Below are 20,563 nucleotides of genomic sequence, written 5' to 3'. Positions count from 1 at the left end.
GAGCATGATCTCCGCGCAAACGCGTTCCGCGTTTGTCGCGAGGGAAAACCGGTGCCCACTTTTCCGGATCATGCTCTAGTCCTTGCTACCGATCGATACATCCGGCGCGTCGGGGCGCTTCATGCCGAGCACGTGGTAGCCGGCATCGACGTGATGCACTTCGCCGGTGACGCCGCGCGACAGGTCGGACAGGAAATACAGCGAACTGTCGCCGACCTCCTCGATCGTCACGTTGCGGCGCAGCGGCGCGTTGACCTCGTTGTATTTCAACAGCAGGCGTGAATCGGCGATGCCGGCGAACGCCAGCGTCTTGATCGGTCCCGCAGAGATTGCGTTGACGCGGATCGCCTTCTCGCCGAGATCGGCAGCCAGATAACGCACGCTCGCCTCCAGCGCCGCCTTGGCGACGCCCATGACGTTGTAGTTCGGCATCCACTTCTCGGAGCCGTAATAGCTCAGCGTGATGATCGAACCGCCGTCGGTCATCAGCTTCTCGGCGCGCTGCGCGACCGCAGTCAGCGAATAGCAGGAGATCAGCATCGACTTGGAGAAGTTGTCGGCGGTGGTGTCGACGTAGCGGCCCTCGAGCTGATCCTTGTCGGCAAATGCGATCGCGTGCACGACGAAATCGATCTTGCCCCACTTCGCCTTCAGCACGTCGAACACCGCATCGATGGTCGCAGCGTCCGTGACGTCGCAATGGCCGAGCAAGAGCGCGCCGAGCTCGGCGGCGAGCGGCTCGACCCGCTTCTTCAGCGCATCGCCCTGATAGGTGAGCGCGATCTCGGCGCCGGCAGCCTGGCATGCCTTGGCGATGCCCCAGGCGATCGAGCGGTTGTTGGCGACGCCGAGGATCACCCCGCGCTTGCCTTGCATCAGTCCTGAATTCTGCGCCATTGCTAACGTCCCGTGGCTCTCGTTAAGGTCTGGAGGTACACCAGCGCTCCCCTGCGGTACAGTCCTAATACGCGGCGTTAACGCTGTTTCCAGCGCCGGAATAGCCGTTCCGTTCGGGTGTTATGATCGTTGAGGCGCTCGCGCCTGATGTGAAGGACGTCCAGACGGCAATGAGTGCGTTTCGCCAGAGCGTGGAAGCCATGATCCCGGCGTTGCGCCGCTACGCCCGTGCGCTGACGCGCGATGCGGATGCGGCCGACGATCTGGTGCAGGACACGCTGGTGCGTGCGCTGCGTTCGGAGCGATTGTTTCTCGGAGGCGACGTCAGGAGCTGGCTCTACACGATCCTGACCAACCTCAACAAGAATCGGCGGCGCTCGCTGGCAAGGCGTCCGCAATTCATGCAGCTGACGGAGAACAACCCGGATGCCAGCGGGACGGAGGCCGAAGGACGCGACATCGAACGGGCGCTCTCGACGCTGGTCGAGGAGCAACGCTCGGTGCTGCTCCTGGTGATGCTGGAGGGCATGAGCTACCGCGAGGTCGCCGACATCCAGGGCGTGCCGATCGGCACCGTCATGTCCCGCCTGGCGCGCGCCCGCGCACACGTTAAAGCGTCGCTGGAGGGTGAGCGTCCGTCGCTCAGGCGGGTGAAATGATGGCAGGATTGATGCATCGCGCATACCGCGTCCGCTGCACGAAGAGAGAAGCAGCGCAGTTGAACCGCGTCAAATATTTTGGGCCGCAGAGCCAGAGACGACCGATATGAACGACCGCAATATTCCCGTGACCGAAGACGAACTGCACGCCTTTGTCGATGGCGAGCTGCCGACCGAGCGCCGCGCCGACGTCGAGGCCTGGCTCGCCGCCCATCCCGAGGATGCCGAGCGGGTGCAGTCCTGGCGCGCCATGGCCGAGATGCTGCACGCGCGCTACGACAGCGTCGGCCAGGAGCCGGTGCCGGCCCGGCTGGAGCTCGAGCGGCTGGAGCGCCGTCCGCGGCAATGGCTCTACGGCGCCGTTGCGGCCACACTGGTTGCCTTCATCGCTGGCGGGACGGCCGGCTGGGTGGCGCATGGCGCCGCCAACGCGCCCTCGACCTTCCAGAGCTTTACGACGGATGCGCTCGATGCCCACCGCCTCTATGTCGTCGAGGTCCGCCATCCCGTCGAGGTCGGCGGCAACGAGCGCGACCATCTTCAGGCTTGGCTGACCCGGCGTTGCGGCTGGACCGTGTTCGCACCCAATCTGGAGGCGAGCGGGCTGAAACTGGTCGGCGGCCGGCTACTGCCGGGGCCGAACGGGCCGGCGTCCTTCCTGATGTATGAGGGCGCCTCCGGTGAGCGCTACACGATCTACACCGCCAAGACCGAGAACGGCGCGACGCAGATGCGCTACGCCAAGGCAGACAGGGACGGGGCACTGTTCTGGGCCGAGCGCGGCGTCGGCTACGTCGTCAGCGGCGGCGGCGCCGACCGCGATCGCCTCACCAAGGTGGCGCAAGCGGTGTACGACCAGGCCGAGAAAGCCGGCGGCTGAACAACCGCGCAAACACAGTGCCTCGATTCCGACATTGAAAATTTGGAATCAAGACATGTGTGCGTCTCATTATCGCACCGGGTGCTCACGCGAATATGAGCGGCGTTCGATCCGCCGATCGACGCGGGCGGCCTCGATTGGGGTTTTTGGTACCGCGCTGGTCCCCCTCTCGAGGCCGCACCTTTTTGTCGGCTGCCCCGCCGGACAGTCGACGCGTCGACCATGCGAGCCAAGAAGCGCTACCACGCCTCGCAGATATGACGAGCATCATCCGTACGGGCAATGCTCTCAGTCTTTAGGAGAACCCCTTCAGTTCCGATCTCGCCCTAAAGCGCGATGGCTCGCGCTTTAGCCTATTGTTTGCGCATGATCTTTTCGGAAAACCGCTGCACACTTTTCCGGATCATGCGTCAGCCAAGCCCGCTACGTGGATTGTAGGGGTGTTGGTCCCGCCACTTTTCCATCAATGCTTCAAGCTCGGCGTCGTTCCCGTCCGGTAGCATAATCCTGACGGTGACGAAGAGATCCCCGGTCCCGCCAGATTTCGGCAAGCCCTTACCTTTGAGGCGGAAGGTCCGGCCGCTGGAGGTGTTTTTCGGGACCGACAGCTCCACGGCGTTGCCGAGCGTGGGCACGCGGACCTTGCCGCCGAGCACAGCCTCGTAGAGCGTGACCGGCAGGTCGATCCTGAGGTCAGCGCCCTCGATCTTGAAGAACGGGTGGGCTGCGATGCTGATGGTGATCAGGAGGTCGCCGGGAGGATGGCCCTGCGCGCTCTCGCCCTGGCCGCGCAGCCGGATCTGCTGACCCTCGACGACGCCGGCCGGAATCTTGACGTTGAGTTCCTTGCCATTGGGCAGCCGGACGCGCTTCTCGCCGCCCTTGACCGATTCTTCCAACGAGACGGACATGGCGACATTGACGTCGAGATCGAGCCCGACCCCGCCGGTGTCGAATTCGAACTGGGCGCCGCCACCGGCCCCGGGCCGCGCACCGCGCACCCCGCCGCCGAACATGCTGTTGAGGATGTCCTCGAACGCGCCCGCGCCCTGGCCGGGGCCTGCCCCGCCGCTACGGAAATTGTAGCTCTCGAAGCCGCCGGGACCCGCACGACCGCGCGGCCCGCCGCCGCCCGGAAAGCCCTGGAAGCGCGGCTTGCCATCGGCATCGATCTCGCCGCGGTCGAACTGCTTGCGCTTGTCCTCGTCGCCGATGATCTCGTTGGCCGAATTGATCTCGGAGAAGCGCTCGGCGGCCTTGGGATCATCCTTGTTGCTGTCGGGATGATGCTTCTTGGCCAGCTTGCGATAGGCGCTCTTGATCGCGGCAGCGTTGGCGCTCCGCGGCACCCCCAAGACCTCATAGGGGTCGCGCATCCGTCACGTCTCCTCTAGGGAAAGTCGATTGTTCAAAGGGCTCCCCGCCCGAGCTGAGCCTCATGTGGGGGGCGAGTGGCATTTTTGCAACTAGTCGAGTGGAGCGACCCGTTACGATTCGAGCACGATCTTATCGGAAAATGGGTTCCCGGATCATGCTCAGCTCCGCCACGGCTTTAGCGTATGAATCTCCCAACGGCCACGGCTGCTTTGGCAGCCGGCGCCCTGGAGCCAGCTTTCGGTCGTCCCGTTGACGTAGCTCGCCAGGAAATCGCGGCACTTGCGGCCATCCTCGGCGGCGTAGGATTGCGCGATCGGCGTCACCGAACCGCGCGCGCCGGTTTCAGGATTCTCCCAGTGCTGGCTGGCATCCTTGTCGCCCATGCTCAGCACGTCGGAGGCGGCGTTGCGGGCGAAGGCGAGATCGGTCTCGGTCGGCGGAGCTTCCTTCGCCGGCCGTGCGACCGAGCCGGTGAGGTCGTTGTCGTCGGCCTTGGCATAGGCGTTGGTGTCAGTGCGGGACAGACTGCAGCCGCCGGCGCCGAGCCCGATCAAAATCATCGTCATCGCAAGGCCCGACGGCCGCATCGCCGATAGGCCAACGCGTCCCCATGCCCTATATAGGGCCGTAGCAGACAACAGCGCGCTTTGGGCCGCGGGACGCAATTCGGACTCCAGACATGACCGACACGACCTCGATGAAACACCAGACACCCTTAACATCCGGTGATTTCACCGCCGCCGACGAGCCTTTTGCGCTGTTCGAGGCCTGGCTGAACGAGGCGATCAAGAGCGAGCCGAACGATCCGAACGCCATGGCGCTCGCAACCGTCGATCCCGACGGCCTGCCCGACGTGCGCATGGTGCTGATGAAGGGCTTCGATACCGAAGGTTTTGTCTTCTACAGCCACATCGCAAGCCAAAAGGGCCGCGAACTCGCCGCAAATCCTAAGGCGGCTTTACTTTTTCACTGGAAGTCGCTGCGCCGTCAGGTCCGCATCCGCGGCAACGTGACGCCGGTGACCGATGCCGAGGCCGACGCCTATTTCGCGACGCGACCAAAACAGGCGCAGATCGGCGCCTGGGCGAGCAAGCAGTCGCAAGAGCTCGAGAGCCGCTTCGCCTTCGAGCAGGCCATCGCAAAGGTCGCCGCCAAGCACGTCATCGGCGAAGTGCCGCGGCCGCCGGGCTGGAGCGGCTGGCGCATCACGCCGTCACGCATCGAATTCTGGCACGACCGCCCATTCCGTCTGCACGACCGCATCGAATTTCGCCGTGACGCAGCCGGTCAGCCGTGGTCCAAGACGCGGATGTATCCTTGAGCTTTAGGCCGACCTGAAAGATGTCCATGCCGCATTCGTCCAATGCGCCGCGCCGCACGCTGCTCCTGACCGGAGCAAGCCGCGGCATCGGCCACGCCACCGTGATCCGCTTCTCGTCGGCGGGCTGGCGCGTCATCACCTGCTCGCGGCATGCCTTCCCCGAGGATTGCCCGTGGGACGCGGGCCCCGAGGACCACATCCAGGTCGACCTCGGCAATCCCCAGGACACCGCGCGCGCAATCTCCGACATCCGCGACCGCCTCGAAGGCGGCATGCTGCACGCGCTGGTCAACAACGCCGCGATCTCGCCGAAAGGTCCCGGCGGCTCCAGGCTCGGTTCGGTCGACACCGACCTCGACACCTGGACGCACGTCTTCCACGTCAACTTCTTCGCGCCGATCATGATCGCGCGCGGCTTGATCGAGGAATTGAAGGCGGCCAGGGGCTCGGTCGTGAACGTCACCTCGATCGCGGGCTCGCGCGTGCATCCCTTCGCGGGCGCGGCGTACGCGACCTCCAAGGCGGCGCTCGCATCCCTGACGCGCGAGATGGCCTCGGACTTCGGCCGCGTCGGCGTGCGCGTCAACGCGATCGCGCCGGGCGAGATCGACACCTCGATCCTGTCGCCGGGCACCGAGAAGATCGTCGACCAGCAGATTCCGATGCACCGCCTCGGCACACCGGACGAAGTCGCCAAGATCATCTACGTGCTGTGCACGGACACCAGTTCTTACGTCAACGGCGCCGAGATCCACATCAACGGCGGCCAGCACGTGTAGCGATCGTCGTCATTCCAGTATGGTCAAGACCAGCCCCGGCATCACAATCGAAGCTCAAGCAGAGCGTTTTCGTTCGCGCCGCGGCTGCAAAGGCGTCCCCTCATAAAGTTCGGCGACCGCGCATTGCAACCCGAATGCAGGCAGGTTCAGATCATCCGCCGGACCGAGCGTCTGCGAGGTCCAACCGTTCTGTGTCTTGGTGTCGAGACGCACTTCCATCCGATCTTGTTCGATGATGAGCACCGCCTCGCAAGGAGCATGAGCGAGGTAGATGGTTCGCTTGACGTCAATCCACTTTGTCTCGGTGTCGGGCACACGTGTGCCGTCGGTGGCGGAGACGATCTCGGCCAGCAAATAGGCCCGGTCCACGAACCTCTGGTCCGGCTCGTACTCTGCATCGATGATGGCGACGTCCGGCTCCGGCCGGAATTCGCCCGAGCCGAGTTCGATGCCGGGACGCTGCATCGCGATACGGCTCTGGTGGTGACCAGCGAGTGCATCGTTCAGCAGATGCTCGAGATTTCCGGCGATGCGGTTATGTGCGATGGTCGGCAGGGTCATCATCATCGGGACACCTGCGACGAGCTCCCAGCGTTCATGGTCCGGACGACCTTCCTGGAACATACGGAAGCGCTGGCCGGACATGTGCCCGGCCTTAGCAGGCTCTTTGATTTCAACACCCATCGGCGTCTCCGATGTCACAAGGCGCAAGCCTACTCGGCTCCGCCACGAACGCCAATAGAGATAGGAAGTGTTTGGAGAGGCCGCGACACCCCCGAATCAGACGCTACGGCTGAACGTCAGGGACAAGGGCCACGGGAGGGAAGCAAGGCGATCCAGACAACGCCGCCGCAAGACTGGATCGCCCGCCCTTCTTCCACTCCTCAATCCAGGCGAATCCGACGCGACCGTTCGCGCAGCCTCAAAGCTGCAGCATTTGGAACTGCGGCAGCGTTGAATGCAGTCGAGCAGTCGTCGTCGTTCTCGCCATCGAGCAGCGGAGCACCACAGTGCCGGCACATGCGTGCCGACAACGACGGCGCCTTGCCGCTCGCCACGGCCTGACGATAGCTCGTCAGATCGATGACGTTGCGGGGCGTCGTTATGTGTTTTTCAACCATGGTTTTTCCTCGCGGCTAACCCTCTGCTTATCGCAGACAAGTTTCGCGCAAACGTTCAGCCCACCGCTCAAATTTTACCGGAGGAATTGGGGCGCAGCACACGCATCACCGCGTCGCCGCAATGGCGCTCTATTCTGCGACACCATCATCCCTGTCTCTGCGACCGGCGTAAGGTCTCGGTCACTATTAAAGCCACTTCTTCCACTTGAATATCCAGTACGGAACGATCGCGGCGCACACCATGAAGACGAGCGCATAGGGATAACCGTGCGTCCATTCGAGTTCCGGCATCGACTTGAAGTTCATGCCGTAGATCGAGGCGATCAGTGTCGGCGGCATCAGGACAACAGCCATGACCGAAAACAGCTTGATGATGTTGTTCTGCTCGAGATTGACGACGCCGAGCATGGCGTCGAGCACGAAGGTGATCTTGCTGGAGAGATAGGAGGCGTGGTCGGTCAGCGAGACGACGTCGCGCTGCATGGTCTTGAGCTGCTCGCGCATGTCCTTTGACCATTTCACGCCCTCCACAACCGCCGAAAGGAAGGCGACGACGCGGCCAATCGACACCAGGCTCTCGCGAACCTTGGAGGTCAAATCGCCCTTGCGGCCGATCGAGATCAGGATCTGCGAATATTGCTTGGCGTGGCCGTGACGCTCGCTCTCCGGCTCGAAGATGTCATGCGAGACCTGGTCGATCTCGGCGCCGCAGCGTTCCAGAATGTCGGCGCAGCGGTCGATCACGGCGTCCAGCAGTTCCATCAGCACCATCTCGCCGGTGATCCCCGGGGTGCAGGACCGCGCCAGCTTGGCCTCGACCAGGGCGAACGGCTTGGGCTGGTCGTAGCGGACCGTGACCAGGCGATGATCGCCGAGGATGAAGGTCACCGCCGTGGTCCGGGGCATGTCGGTGTCGGAGTGGCACATCAGCGTTGCGGTCATGTAGCGCGCGCTGTTCTCGATATAGAGACGGCTGGAGATCTCGATCTCCTGCATGTCTTCCCGGGTCGGGATCGCGATCCCCGAGAGCTTCTCCACCGCCTTGTCCTCGGCTGCGTTCGGATTGAACAGATCGATCCACACGGCGTGTTCCGGCACAGCGGCGAGATCGTCGACAACGGCCTTCTTCAGGGAGGAGTCGGTGGGAACGAACACAGAAAACATGAACAACTCCAAGAGGGGCCTGCGACAGAATGACAGCCCTTAGCGCGATTCTGACAAGTTCATGATGACAAGCACATTAACGGGGCGTTTGCATTTATGGCGACGGCATGGCCCAACTGTGGCACAGAATCGACAACCCGGAATTCCATGCCCAAAATCCGGCCCAAGGTCGCAAAAATTGCGGCAAAAAAGCCACAGGTTGGGTCCCGCAGCGCGGGACAAGCCCTGAAAAGCTGGAATTGTGGCAGATTTCAACGATAATGGGGTCCAAGGAGTCGTGGAATTGAGCTTGGCTCAAGCCCCGCGAAAGCTTGTTGTTTTCGATTGGAACCAAATCATGTCGTCGCTGAAAGTTACGCTTGGTATTTTGGCCGCCGGCTTCATGTTGTCGGGCTGCATGCAGGGCACGCATTATGAGGCCACCAACACCCAGAGTTTCAAGCCGAAGGACAAGGAACTGCTCGCGAAGATCCGGTATGAAAACACCCCGGTCGCAGAGCCCTTCCGCCGCGCCATCGTCGACTACCACCGCAAGGAGTCGCCGGGCTCGATCGTGGTCGATTCCGACAACCACTACCTCTATTACGTGATGGATGGCGGCAAGGCGATCCGCTACGGCATCACCGTCGGCGAAGAGGCCATGGCCTGGTCAGGCATCGCCAAGGTCGGCAGCATGACGGAATGGCCGGCGTGGCATCCGACGCCCGGCGAGATCTCGCGCCTGGGCGTGCCGACCTTCGTCGCTCCGGGCCCGGACAATCCGATGGGCTCCCGCGCGCTGTACCTCTATTCCGGCGGCAAGGACACGCTGTTCCGCATCCACGGCACCAACCAGCCTGAATATATCGGCGCCTCGATCTCCTCGGGCTGCATCCGCCTGACCAATGAGGATGCGATCGATCTTTACGGCCGCGTCAAGCTCGGCACCATCGTGGTTGTGCTCGAGCCCAAGCACGGCGACTCGCCGTACAATTCGCGGCTGGCCCTCCAGGGCGGCGGTTATCAGACCAGCAACTAATTGATCTCCGCGTGATCTGAAGGTTTTTGAAAAGCGCCGGTTTTACCGGCGCTTTTTTGTTGGCGGCTTGCTATTGCCGGAGTCGGCTGCCGGCTTGTCCGCCGGCGCGGCAGGTTTCGCGCCCTCCTGATCGTCAGCCCCATCCTTGGTGCCCTCCGACTTGGCCGCGACCTCGCGGGGCGGCGCCTCCTCGGGGCGCTCGGCCGGCAGCAGAGGCGCCACCTGGGGCAAGGGGTCCCAGACGTTCCATTGGCAGATCCGGTAGTCGTTGCGCCGCTGCGCCAGATCAAGGTGGATGTGGTCTTCGTGGTACCAGTCCGAGCCCGGGCCGAGCACCGTGGAAAAGCGCGAGCAGACAGAATGCAGCACGCGCTCGCGCACGTCGCGCGACATGGTGCGCTCGGTCAGGCCGATCAACTGGCCGTTGGCGAGCTTGAGCGAGCGCACGTCGAGCGCGTTGGCCCTGCCGTGCTCGGACAGCATGGCGCCGACGATGCGGTTGCGGCCGCGGCACTCAAAACTGTCGAAATTGTCGAGGTCGGTGATGGTCGAGCCGAGGCTCGCGGCCAGCGGCACCATGTCGGTGCGGACCCAATCGGCGATCGCCGATGCCATGGTGCAGCGGAGGATCGCCGCGGGCTTGACTGCGACCTTGCGCTTGTCCGGCAGCACGATCGCTTCCAGCCGTACCAGATCCTCGCCGCCGCAGGCGCCGGGGCCATGGATATCGGGAATCGACGGCGCGACCGCGATCTCCTCGGTCAGCGCGATACGACAAGCCGAGAGCTGCTTCTCGGGCAGCGGCGCGGCCTCGGCCGGTCTGCTGGGTTTGTCCGGGGAAGGCTTGTCTAGCGAAGGCTTGCCGTCGGTCTCCGGCGCGGCCTCCGTTGCTTTGGGGGCCTCCTCGGGGCGAGGCTTTGGTAGCGGTATCTTGAGCGGTAGCTTGGCGGAATGAGCGCTCCCGCGCGGCCGTGGGGTGCCAAGACCAAAGATATCGAGCGGTGCAGCATAGTTTCGCGCCTCCACCCGATCCGCGAGCACAAGCGTTAGCCCCAGCGCAGCGGTAACCATTGCCGCGCGGGCGGACATATTGCCGCGACAAGACCATTTGCGGCGAAAGTCCGGCAGGCTAAAACTCATGACAATTCTTTGGCCCTGCGCTGAGAGCGATAACGCGCCCAGCGACTTCTCGGAGGAACGTCTGAATGCTCGGCTTGATGCAAGATTGGCCCCTGCTCTGCCACCGGATCATCGAACACGCCGCCAAGATTCATGGCAAGCAGGAGGTCGTGACGCGATCGGTCGAGGGACCGATCCATCGCACCACCTACGCCGAAATCCACCAGCGCGCGCTCAAGGTCTCGCAGATGCTGGAGCGCGACGGCATCAAGCTCGGCGACCGCGTCGCCACGATCGCCTGGAACACCTGGCGCCATCTCGAGGTCTGGTACGGCATCATGGGCATCGGCGCCATCTGCCATACCGTCAATCCCCGGCTTTTCCCCGAGCAGATCGGCTGGATCATCAACCATGCGCAAGACCGCATCGTGATGGTCGACCTCACCTTCGTCCCCGTGTTGGAAAAGCTCGCCGACAAGCTGCCGAGCGTCGAACGGTACATCATCCTCACCGACAAGGCGCATATGCCCGAGACCACGTTGAAGAACGTCGTGGCCTACGAGGACTGGATCGCCGAGGCCGACGGCAAATTCAAATGGAAGGACTTTGACGAGAACACGGCGGCGGCGATGTGCTACACGTCCGGCACGACCGGCGACCCGAAGGGCGTGCTGTATTCGCATCGCTCCAACGTGCTGCACGCGCTGATGGCCAACAATGTCGACGCGCTCGGCACCAGCGCCTCGGAGACGATGCTGCCGGTGGTTCCGCTATTCCATGCCAACAGTTGGGGCATCGCCTTCTCCGCGCCCTCGCAGGGCACCAAGCTGGTGATGCCCGGGCCCAAGCTCGACGGCGCCTCGGTTTACGAGCTGCTCTCCACCGAGAAAGTGACGCACACCGCCGGCGTGCCGACGGTGTGGCTGATGCTGCTCCAGCACATGACCGCCAATAATCTGAAGCTGCCGGACCTGAAGATGGTGATCTGCGGCGGCTCGGCGATGCCGCGCTCGATGATCAAGGCCTTCCTCGACATGGGCTCGAACGTCCGTCATGCTTGGGGCATGACCGAGATGAGCCCGATCGGCAGCGTCTCGGCGCTGAAGCCGCCGTTCCAGAACGCGACCGGCGATGCGCAGCTCGACGTGCTGCAAATGCAGGGCTATGCGCCCTTCGCGGTCGAAATGAAGATCACCGACGATGCCGGCAAGGAGCTGCCCTGGGACGGCAAGACCTTTGGCCGCCTCAAGGTCTCGGGCCCGGCGGTCGCCAAGGCCTACTTCCGTCTCGATGCGAACATCCTCGACGAGGAGGGCTTCTTCGACACCGGCGACGTCGCAACCATCGACGAGGGCGGCTACATGCGGATCACCGACCGTTCCAAGGACGTGATCAAGTCCGGTGGCGAGTGGATCTCCTCGATCGACCTCGAAAACCTCGCGGTCGGCCATCCGGCGGTGGCGGAGGCCGCCGTGATCGGCGTCTTCCATCCCAAATGGGACGAGCGGCCGCTGCTGATCGTGCAGCTCAAGCAGGGCCAGCAGGCCACGCGCGACGACATCCTCAAATACATGGACGGCAAGATCGCCAAATGGTGGATGCCCGACGACGTCGCCTTCGTCGACGGCATCCCGCATACCGCGACCGGCAAGATCCTGAAGACCGCGCTGCGCGACCAGTTCAAGGAATATCGCTTCCCGAACGCGGCAGCGTAAAGCGCTGCACTGCAACGGCATCGGCAATGCGGCCCCTCGAGGGGCCGCATTGTTTCGGGCCGCTCACAATTGCGAACAGCGAAGGCCAACCTCCGGGCGGCTGAAGAACAGACGCTGCTCCTTCACCACGAGCACGAGCTGGCTGCGGTCGCGCAGGGCGTGGCACAGATCGCCGGCAATGGTCTTGAAGACGCGCGTTTCGGCATAAGGCGTCACGTTGAGATCCGCGATCGCCCAGCGCTGGAGATTGAGCACGTTGGTATTCTCCGAGGTGTGGACCAGATACGGGCGAACGTTGCCCGGCGTCGACGCCGCGCCGAGATCGCTGAGATAGATCTGCGCCTCGGTGAGATTGCCGGAATAGAGCGCCGAGGACAGGTAGGAATCCCAGAGATTGAAGAAGCTCAACGCCGGCAGCACCACGAACAGCGCCACTGCCGCGCCATGGCGAAGGTCGCGCACGTTCCAGACGATGTCGCGCCAGGTGAAGTCATCGGGGCTTGAAAACAGCAGCACGTCGAACACCGCCATCGCCGCAGTCCATGGCCAGACGATGTCGTTCCAGTTCAAGCCCAGGGGACCGAACATCGCCAGAATGAAGACATGCATGCCAACCGCGGCCGCGAGCGAGGCGCGACGGAAGCGGCGGGTCAACAGACCGATGCCGAACGCCACCTGAACGAAGGGGACCAAGAAGCCGAAGGCATCGAGAGGCGTGGTCATCGACGGAAGCAGGCTGGTGATCGGCGTGATGATCCAGGAAAACTCATTCTCCATGAAGTTGAGGTTGATCTTCTGGAGCCCGGAGAAGACGTAGGTGAAGACGATGACCAGGCGGGCCAGGTTCAGAGTCTGCAGATCGTCGACCGGCGCCGCGCCGCCTCCGCCCGCGAGCCCTACGGCTGCGAGCAGGAAGCTGTATTGAAACACCCAGGGCTGCCACCGCGTCTGGTCGGCAAGGCAGAATGCGACAATAATGGCGAGAAATCCTGCGATCGGCCAGCGCGCGCGAGGAACGATCACGGCAAGCGCCGCCAGCACGAAAAGAGCGCCATAGAGTGCTGCCGCCACGGCGCCCTCGATCGGTGGCAGCAGCGACCAGACCGGCACCTGTGGATAAGACCGGGGCCCCATCCATAGTCCCGGGGACATCGCCAATCCGGCGCAAAATGCGACAAGGATCGTCAGCCGCAGCAGAAACAGGCGCCGCGGCTGTGCCGCGCCGCTATCCTCCGCGTTGCCCTGCTTCCCCATATGCCCTTGCTTCCCCATGGCCCCTCCCGCGAACCGCCATACACACCTATGTGGCGCGTCGCGGCCCGTTGGTTCGACCGCGACTGCCCGGACTTTCACCGGTTCAGGACCGGGGATAAACCGCTTCACAGCCCTGCGGAAAATGCGCTAGGTCAGCTTGCTCCCGTCGCCCGTGCCCTCGCCCGGCGACTCACATCGGTGATGGAACAGCATGGCCCGCAGGTTTTCCGCTCCCTATCAGTCGGAGCCCGTGTCCAGCCTCGCGAGCTGGGCGCGCAATCTGGCCGTGTTCGCGGTGGTGGCGGTGGTGGTATCGATCATCATCGTCCGTTTCGACTTCCTGGAGATGAAGCCGGCGCTGGCGACATTCTTCGGCGGGCTCGCGATCGCCGCGCTTTCCATCCTGTTCGGCCTCGCCGGCTTTGCCGCGATCTGGCAGAACGGCTCGCGCGGCATGGCGCGCATCCTGCTCGCCTTCCTGATCGACGGGGCGATCCTCGCCTATCCCGCTTATCAGGCCCTGCTGTACCGCAAGCTGCCGCCGATCCACGACATCACCACCGACCCGATCGATCCGCCGCGCTTCGACGCGCTGTCGCGCCTGCGCACCGGCGACGGCACCAACACCGCTGTTTATGCCGGTCTCTATTCGGCCGAGCAGCAGCGCCAATTCTATCCCGACATCGAGCCGATCGAGCTCGAGATCCCCGTTGACCGCGCTTATGCGATCGCGCGCCAGCTCGTCATCAAGCGCAAATGGACTGTCATCGACGAACGCGAGCCGCAGCCACCGCGCCGCATGGGCCGCATCGAGGCGGTGGCGCGCACGCCGATCATGGGCTTTCGCGAGGACATCTCGATCAGGGTCGTGCCTGACGGCGACGATTCCCGCGTCGATATCCGCTCCGCCTCGCGCTATTTCGAGAGCGATCTCGGCAGCAACGCCGCGCGCGTAACGAAATTCATCGACGACCTCAACACCGCAGCCGACGCCGACGCGCTGAAGCCGGTGAAGAAGACCCCGGTCGCGCCGCCGAAGGCGCCGGCGAAGACGGTGAAGAAGTGACGGCGAGCTAGGCGTTGGCCATCCGATACGTCCCGCCGATCACGGGATCGCCGTCCGTCGCGACAACGCCGCGCGCGACGAGGTCCTCCAGATGCGCCAGCACGGAATAGCCGGCGGCCGTGGTCAGCCTGGGATCGATGCCGATATAGATCGCGCGCACCATGGTCGGGATATCCGTCTCGCCCTTGGCGAGGCGGTGCAGGATCGAGGCCTCGCGCGCCTTGCGGTGGCGGATCAGGAAACGCACGAAGCGCTGACCCTCCGCGATCTCCGGACCATGGCCGGAGAAATACAGATCCTCCTCGCGCGCAGCGAGCCGGTCGAGCGATTCCATGTAGTCGATCATCGAGCCGTCGGGCGGCGCCACGATCGAGGTCGACCAGCCCATGACGTGATCGCCGACGAAGCTGAACTTTCGCTCGGGCCAGGCAAAGGCGAGATGGTTGGCGGTGTGACCGGGCGTCGCCACGGCCTCGAGCCGCCAGCCGGAGCCTTCGACGACGTCACCATGAGCGATCCTGATATCGGGGACGAAGTCGCGATCGGAGCCGGATTCCGGATTGTGCTTCTCGCTCTCAAAGCGGGGGCGCGAGGCGCGGTGCGGGCCTTCGGCATAAACCGGCGCGCCGGTCGCCTGCTTGATGCGCGGTGTATTGGGCGAGTGGTCGCGGTGGGTGTGGGTGACGAAGATATGGCTCACCGTCTCGCCGCGCACGGCATCGAGCAGCGCGGCCGCATGGGCCTCATTGTCGGGACCGGGATCGATGATCGCGACGTTGCCGGTGCCTACGATGTAGCTGACGGTACCGGTGAAGGTGAACGGGCTCGGATTGTTACAGAGCACCCGCCGCACGCCAGGGCGGACTTCCTCGACGACACCGGCCTTAAGCGGAAAGTTGCGGTTGAACGGGACGTCGTCGTTGTCGGACATGGCTTCTTCTTTGTTCTTTGACGTCATTCCGGGGCGCCCCGAAGGCGCCCCGGAAGCTCGGAGAACCCAATCAGAAAAACGCCTGAATGCCCGTGATCGCGCGGCCCAGGATCAGGGCGTGGACGTCGTGGGTGCCCTCGTAGGTGTTGACCGTCTCGAGGTTATGGACGTGGCGCATCACGTGGTACTCGGCCGAGATGCCGTTGCCGCCGTGCATGTCGCGGGCGACGCGGGCGATGTCGAGGGCCTTGCCGCAATTGTTGCGCTTCATGATCGAGATCATCTCGGGCGCGAACTTGCCCTCGTCCATCAGGCGACCGACGCGAAGCGAGCCCTGGAGGCCGAGCGCGATCTCGGTTTCCATGTCGGCGAGCTTCTTCTGCACCAGCTGGGTCGCGGCGAGCGGCTTGCCGAACTGCTTGCGGTCCAGCGTGTACTGGCGGGCACGATGCATGCAGTCCTCGGCGGCGCCGAGCGCGCCCCAGGAGATGCCGTAGCGGGCGCGGTTAAGGCAGCCGAACGGACCCTTGAGGCCGGAAACGTTGGGCAACAGCGCGCTTTCCGAGACCACGACGCCGTCCATCACGACCTCGCCGGTGATGGAAGCGCGCAAGCTGAGCTTGCTTCCGATCTTCGGCGCAGAGAGGCCCTTCATGCCCTTCTCCAGCACGAAGCCGCGGATCTGGTTGTCGTGCTCGGCCGATTTGGCCCAGATCACGAACACGTCGGCGATCGGCGCGTTCGAGATCCACATCTTGCTGCCGGTCAGGCGATAGCCGTCGGAGACCTTTTCGGCGCGGGTCTTCATGCCGGACGGGTCGGAGCCGGCATCGGGCTCGGTCAGGCCGAAGCAGCCGACCCATTCGCCGCTGGCGAGCTTCGGCAGGTATTTCTTGCGCTGGTTCTCGTCGCCATAGGCGTAGATCGGGTACATCACCAGGGAAGACTGCACCGAATTCATCGAACGATAGCCGGAATCGACCCGCTCGATCTCGCGCGCGACGAGGCCGTAAGCCACGTAGCTCGCATTGGCGCAGCCATATTCCTCCGGCAGCGTGATGCCGATCAGGCCGAGCTCGCCCATCTCGTTGAAGATCTCGCGATCCGTCGTCTCTTCGAGATAGGCCTTGGTGATACGCGGCAGCAGCTTGTCCTGGGCGTAGGCGCGGGCGGTGTCGCGCACCATGCGCTCGTCCTCGGTCAGCTGCTCATCGAGCAGGAACGGATCGTCCCACTGGAAGGAAGCCGCAGCCGGCTTGTCCTTGGTCTGAGGGCGCACGCTCATGAAACGTCCTTTCGCATCTGGTTCCGTCTAAAATTTGCCGGACAAACTAAAGCGCCGCGGCAACAAGTGCAATTGCATTGCAGATGTATCGGTCTGCGTGAATCCCGGGGATGCGCGTCGCAGGCCCTGGAATGACAGCGCTAGCTTTCAAGCTGCTCGTTGGCGACGATCTCGATGCCGAAGCCCGAGAGGCCCTTGTAGTCATGCACCGACGAGGTGAGATGGCGGATCGAGGTGACGCCGAGATCGCGCAGGATCTGCGCTCCGACGCCGACTTCGCGCCACTGGCGGTTGCGGTCGGCTTCCGTCGCGCTCTCGTCAGGCAGCGGGGCCACGGGGACGCCGGCCGCACCGTCGCGCAGATAGACCAGCACGCCGCGACCGGACTTCTTGAAGTGCTCGAGCACCGCCGCCATGCGCTTGTGGCCGGTAAAGGTGTCCTTGACGATGTTCGGCTTGTGAAAGCGCGTCAGCACGTTCTTGCCGTCGCCGACGCCATTGTAGACGAACGCGACGTGGGCGATGGAATCGAACGGCGAGCGGTAGGCATAGCCCTGGAGCGGCCCGATCGGGCTTTCGGTGGTGAAGGTCGAGACCCGCTCGATCAGCTTTTCGCGCGCCTGGCGATAGGCGATCATGTCGGCGATGGTGACGTGCTTCAGCTTGTGCTTGGCGGCGAACTGGGAAACCTGCTCGCCCTTCATCACGCTGCCGTCGTCATTCATCAATTCGCTGATGACGCCGACCGGCGGCAGCCCTGAGAGCTTGCAGAGATCGACCGCGGCCTCGGTGTGGCCGGAGCGCAAGAGCACGCCGCCGTCCTTGGCGATCAGCGGGAAGATGTGGCCCGGACGGGCGAAGTCGTTGGCGCCGGCATTGGGATTGGACAGCGCACGGCAGCAGGAGGCGCGTTCCTCGGCCGAGATGCCGGTGCCGCCGTCGGGCTTGTAGTCGATCGAGACCGTGAAGGCCGTGGTGTGGGCGGAATCGTTGTGGGCGACCATCGGATCGAGCCGCAGCCGCCGCGCGTCCTCGGTGGTGATCGGCGCGCAGACGATGCCGGAGGTATGGCGGATGATGAAGGCCATCTTTTCCGCTGTGCAGAATGAGGCGGCGACGATCAGATCGCCCTCGCCCTCGCGATCCTCGTCATCGGTCACGACGACGAGCTCGCCCCGGGCAAAGGCCTGCAAAACTTCCTGAACGGTATCGGGCATGTCCCAATCTCTATTGGTTATGGGCCGGAGGCTTAGCCGGACGCCTTAGCTGGACTTGGGCTCCGGCGCTAGTGTCCTGGACGCAACCGCACATGTCCGGAGGCAGACCTGCTAACGAGGCTTGCACCGAAGATACCACGGATATAGGCGCGCCCGGCCCGGACGGAAGACGGCCGCACCGCCCTCAGGGCAACACTTCGCGCCGCTCGCCAAGCCGAGCATCGAGCTCGGCGCGCTTGTCGGCCAACAGGCCGGCCTGGGCGGCCTCGATCACCGTAAACAATTCATGGGCGTCGCTGAGCCGGGTCACGGTGACATAGCTGGCGCCAGCCGCGTAGAGCTCGGCGACGTCGGAGAGGAGATCGGCGGTGGCGACGATCAGGGCCTTGGGGTTGAGGGTGCGGACGTGGCGGACCAGCTTCTCGTTGCTGGCGCCCTTCAACAGCGCGTCCGGCACGCTGAGGATGATCATCTCGGATTTGCCGATCCCGGCATGGAGCAGCGTGTCGGCGCTGCTGATGTCGCCATAGATCACATGCAGGCCGCGCGAAAGCAGGGTCTGGTACACATTGGGGTTGAAGTCGATCACCGTGATCTGCTCCAGCAGCACCGGGGTCTGCCGTTCGATCTCGGCCAGCAGCGCGCTCGCGCTGCGGAAAAAGCCGAGGATGACGATGCGGCGCGCTTCGCCATGGCCGCCTTCGTGCCCCTCCTCGGCGTGGCCGTTGCCATGGTCGAGATCGCGCAAGCCGATCCGCTTGAGCGGACCGATGGCCCAGCGGGTGACCTCGTCGCTGCGCGCCATGACGAAGGTCGAGAGCACGGCCAGCACCACGAAGGCGAAGGAGGCCGCATTCGCCGTTTCGGCTGCGATGTGATTGTCGGCGACGCCGGTCTGGATCACCACCAGCGAGAACTCGGAGATTTGCGCCAGATTGATCGCAGGCAACAGGCTCGCGCGCAGACCCTGCTTCATCAGATAGAGCGGCGTGAAGGTGGTGACGAGGCGGCTCACCACCGTGAACGCGGCAATCATCAAGGCGAGCCCGATCACCGAGAGGCCGGGCACGGGAATGGTCATGCCCAGCGCCACGAAGAACAGCGTGATGAAGAAGTCGCGGAGCGTCGTGACCTTGGCCGTGACATCGAGCGCGTAAGGAAAGGTCGAGAGCGAGACGCCAGCGATCAGCGCGCCCATCTCGCGCGAGAGCGAGAGCTGCTCGGCAGTCTCGGCGACAAGAAAGCACCAGGCGAGCGCCCCGAGCAGGATCAGCTCGGGGCGGCGGGCGATCTGGTGGAACAGGCGCGGCAGCACGTAGCGGCTGACCAGCAGCGCGGCCGCGACCAGCACCGCGACGCGGCCGATCGACAGCAGGATGACGCCGATCTGCAGGTTCGCGAGACTCGGCTGCACCGCCAGGAACAGGATGGCAAAGATGTCCTGAAGCACCAGCACGCCGAGCGTGATGCGGCCGGGCAAGGTGTCGAGCTCGCGCTTCTCGTAGAGCACCTTGACGATGATGACGGTTGAGGAGAGCGCGCAGGCAATGCAGAGATAGAGCGCGTCGAAATGGCCGCCGCCGAGCGAAAGTCCGATGCCGGCGAAGAACAGGATGCCGAGCAGGCAGCCGCCGATCAGCTGGCCGCCGGCCGCGAACAGGATCACCTTGCCCGCCCGCACGATCTTCTTCAGGTCGATCTCGAGCCCGATCATGAACAGCATGAAGATCAGGCCGAGCTCGGAGATGACGCTGATCGATTCCTGCGACTTGACCCAGCCGGCACCGAATGGACCTATGCAGAAGCCGGCGATAAGGTAGGCCAGGATCAGCGGTTGCCGGGAAAAATGGGCGAGCAGGCCCAGCATCCAGGCAAACAGGATACAGAGAGTGATGTCGCGAATGAGCTCGTGCATGCCAGACCGGTCCGTTTCGTCGCACCCTAGAGACCGAGTGCAGCGCGGCAAGCGAGCAATTCGTCACATGCGGGCGGGCCTCGCCGCTGCAATGCTGCTATGCCCCCTCGCCTTCGCGGGCCCGGCGGCCGCGCAGCCCAAAGTGAACCTTGAACAGACCTTCGCCGATTTGCTCACGGCGCTGCCGAAGGAGGAACTGGCGGTCTCCGGTGGCTTCTACGTGCCGGCCTATTCCAGCGTCGCGATGAGCCAGGGCAAGCTGCGGGTCGATTTCTCGGTGACCCTGAGCGTCCACAACGCCTCCGAGACGCAAGCATTGGTGGTCCGGCGCATCGCCTATTTCGACACGGCCGGCAAGCAGGTCGAGAGCTATCTGAAGGCGCCGGTCGCGATAAAACCGCTCGCGACCATCTCGATCTTCATTCCGACCGACGACGTGCGCGGCGGGACCGGAGCCAATTTCATCGTCGACTGGGCCGCCACCGGCGAGATCGCCGAGCCGGTGGTCGAGGCCTTGATGGTTGGCGGCGTCGCCAATGCGCATTACGCTTTCATCAGCCAGGGACGTCCGACCAGGACTGTCAGCAAGAAGTGAAGCGGGTTGAAGCGGCCCGGATCAAGGCCGTCGACCGACCGCTGCTTCCGGCGAATGCTGTCGCGACCGCAGATCGAAAACACGAAAACAACCCCATGCACAGTAGCCACGCCCAGCAAAATCAATGCCTTGTTGGCACGCGCGATGAGGATGCGGATTTTACGAATTTTGTTTGACCCGTCGGGCAAAACACTGGCATGATGACATCATCGAAATCGCGGCGCCCGGTCGGCACCAGGCCGGCCGCCCA

The 20,563-nt window shown here is 63.9% G+C and carries 20 protein-coding genes; 8 read left to right on the top strand and 12 right to left on the bottom strand.

Annotated features, from left to right (window positions below; genetic code table 11):
- Positions 1–75 precede the first annotated feature (75 nt).
- Entirely contained in the window at positions 76–897 is an 822-nt protein-coding gene (gene fabI / locus V1280_RS39800) for an enoyl-ACP reductase FabI (protein WP_334536092.1), read from the bottom strand.
- Positions 898–1,067: 170 nt separating this feature from the next.
- On the opposite strand from fabI, the gene V1280_RS39795 reads away from it, so the two are divergent.
- Both V1280_RS39795 and V1280_RS39790 read left to right on the top strand, forming a co-directional pair.
- Complete coding sequence (locus V1280_RS39795; RefSeq protein WP_027529035.1) at positions 1,068–1,556, top strand: RNA polymerase sigma factor; 489 nt, start codon at positions 1,068–1,070, stop codon at positions 1,554–1,556.
- Between the two features lie 106 nt (positions 1,557–1,662).
- Positions 1,663–2,436, top strand: coding sequence for an anti-sigma factor family protein (locus V1280_RS39790; RefSeq protein WP_334536091.1), 774 nt, complete (start codon positions 1,663–1,665; stop codon positions 2,434–2,436).
- Between the two features lie 410 nt (positions 2,437–2,846).
- Here the strand turns inward: V1280_RS39790 and V1280_RS39785 are convergent, their stop codons facing one another.
- Positions 2,847–3,812 (bottom strand): J domain-containing protein, encoded by a 966-nt coding sequence (locus V1280_RS39785; RefSeq protein WP_334536089.1) that lies wholly within the window; start codon positions 3,810–3,812, stop codon positions 2,847–2,849.
- 159 nt (positions 3,813–3,971) lie between these two features.
- On the bottom strand, positions 3,972–4,379 hold the full coding sequence (locus V1280_RS39780) for an RT0821/Lpp0805 family surface protein (RefSeq protein ID WP_187437473.1): 408 nt from the start codon (positions 4,377–4,379) through the stop codon (positions 3,972–3,974).
- Positions 4,380–4,492: 113 nt separating this feature from the next.
- Between V1280_RS39780 and pdxH the strand changes: the two genes are divergently transcribed.
- Positions 4,493–5,134: a pyridoxamine 5'-phosphate oxidase gene (pdxH, locus tag V1280_RS39775; protein WP_008141501.1), complete on the top strand. Its 642-nt coding sequence runs from the start codon at positions 4,493–4,495 to the stop codon at positions 5,132–5,134.
- A 26-nt stretch (positions 5,135–5,160) separates the two neighbouring features.
- Entirely contained in the window at positions 5,161–5,913 is a 753-nt protein-coding gene (locus V1280_RS39770; protein WP_334536086.1) for an SDR family NAD(P)-dependent oxidoreductase, read from the top strand.
- A gap of 54 nt (positions 5,914–5,967) precedes the next feature.
- On the opposite strand, the gene V1280_RS39765 is transcribed toward V1280_RS39770, so the two are convergent.
- The 3 genes from V1280_RS39765 to V1280_RS39755 form a co-directional block, all read right to left on the bottom strand.
- A complete protein-coding gene (locus V1280_RS39765; protein ID WP_334536084.1) occupies positions 5,968–6,597 on the bottom strand; it encodes a Uma2 family endonuclease in 630 nt (209 codons plus the stop codon).
- A 200-nt stretch (positions 6,598–6,797) separates the two neighbouring features.
- Positions 6,798–7,034, bottom strand: a complete 237-nt coding sequence (locus V1280_RS39760) for a hypothetical protein (RefSeq protein ID WP_334536083.1) — start codon at positions 7,032–7,034, stop codon at positions 6,798–6,800.
- A 186-nt stretch (positions 7,035–7,220) separates the two neighbouring features.
- Positions 7,221–8,198 (bottom strand): magnesium transporter CorA family protein, encoded by a 978-nt coding sequence (locus V1280_RS39755; protein WP_334536082.1) that lies wholly within the window; start codon positions 8,196–8,198, stop codon positions 7,221–7,223.
- 337 nt (positions 8,199–8,535) lie between these two features.
- Between V1280_RS39755 and V1280_RS39750 the strand changes: the two genes are divergently transcribed.
- Positions 8,536–9,216: a L,D-transpeptidase gene (locus V1280_RS39750; protein ID WP_148777735.1), complete on the top strand. Its 681-nt coding sequence runs from the start codon at positions 8,536–8,538 to the stop codon at positions 9,214–9,216.
- A 42-nt stretch (positions 9,217–9,258) separates the two neighbouring features.
- Here V1280_RS39750 and V1280_RS39745 read toward each other — a convergent pair whose 3' ends face one another.
- A complete protein-coding gene (locus tag V1280_RS39745) occupies positions 9,259–10,356 on the bottom strand; it encodes an extensin family protein (RefSeq protein ID WP_334536081.1) in 1,098 nt (365 codons plus the stop codon).
- Between the two features lie 65 nt (positions 10,357–10,421).
- Here V1280_RS39745 and V1280_RS39740 point away from each other — a divergent pair, with 65 nt between their 5' ends.
- On the top strand, positions 10,422–12,050 hold the full coding sequence (locus V1280_RS39740; protein ID WP_334536080.1) for a fatty-acid--CoA ligase: 1,629 nt from the start codon (positions 10,422–10,424) through the stop codon (positions 12,048–12,050).
- A 63-nt stretch (positions 12,051–12,113) separates the two neighbouring features.
- On the opposite strand, the gene V1280_RS39735 is transcribed toward V1280_RS39740, so the two are convergent.
- Positions 12,114–13,322, bottom strand: a complete 1,209-nt coding sequence (locus tag V1280_RS39735; protein WP_334536079.1) for a hypothetical protein — start codon at positions 13,320–13,322, stop codon at positions 12,114–12,116.
- A gap of 193 nt (positions 13,323–13,515) precedes the next feature.
- Between V1280_RS39735 and V1280_RS39730 the strand changes: the two genes are divergently transcribed.
- Positions 13,516–14,370, top strand: a complete 855-nt coding sequence (locus V1280_RS39730; RefSeq protein WP_334536078.1) for a DUF1499 domain-containing protein — start codon at positions 13,516–13,518, stop codon at positions 14,368–14,370.
- A 7-nt stretch (positions 14,371–14,377) separates the two neighbouring features.
- Here V1280_RS39730 and V1280_RS39725 read toward each other — a convergent pair whose 3' ends face one another.
- From V1280_RS39725 to V1280_RS39710, 4 genes are all read right to left on the bottom strand, one after another.
- Complete coding sequence (locus V1280_RS39725; protein WP_334536076.1) at positions 14,378–15,301, bottom strand: MBL fold metallo-hydrolase; 924 nt, start codon at positions 15,299–15,301, stop codon at positions 14,378–14,380.
- Between the two features lie 70 nt (positions 15,302–15,371).
- Positions 15,372–16,586 (bottom strand): acyl-CoA dehydrogenase, encoded by a 1,215-nt coding sequence (locus V1280_RS39720; protein ID WP_334536074.1) that lies wholly within the window; start codon positions 16,584–16,586, stop codon positions 15,372–15,374.
- 140 nt (positions 16,587–16,726) lie between these two features.
- Positions 16,727–17,803 carry a 3,4-dihydroxy-2-butanone-4-phosphate synthase gene (ribB, locus tag V1280_RS39715; protein ID WP_334536072.1) on the bottom strand — a complete coding sequence of 359 codons (1,077 nt, stop codon included), beginning with the start codon at positions 17,801–17,803 and terminating at the stop codon, positions 16,727–16,729.
- Positions 17,804–17,987: 184 nt separating this feature from the next.
- Complete coding sequence (locus V1280_RS39710) at positions 17,988–19,718, bottom strand: cation:proton antiporter (protein WP_334536070.1); 1,731 nt, start codon at positions 19,716–19,718, stop codon at positions 17,988–17,990.
- A gap of 67 nt (positions 19,719–19,785) precedes the next feature.
- Here V1280_RS39710 and V1280_RS39705 point away from each other — a divergent pair, with 67 nt between their 5' ends.
- The gene (locus tag V1280_RS39705) at positions 19,786–20,313 is read left to right on the top strand and encodes a DUF3124 domain-containing protein (RefSeq protein WP_334536068.1); all 528 of its coding nucleotides are present in this window, start codon (positions 19,786–19,788) and stop codon (positions 20,311–20,313) included.
- The last annotated feature ends 250 nt before the right edge of the window (positions 20,314–20,563 follow it).

Source organism: Bradyrhizobium sp. AZCC 2230, assembly GCF_036924495.1.
Taxonomy (GTDB): Bacteria; Pseudomonadota; Alphaproteobacteria; order Rhizobiales; family Xanthobacteraceae; genus Bradyrhizobium; species Bradyrhizobium rifense.
The sequence above is the reverse complement of the archived record's forward strand: the minus strand, read 5'-3'. Positions and strand labels throughout refer to the sequence as shown.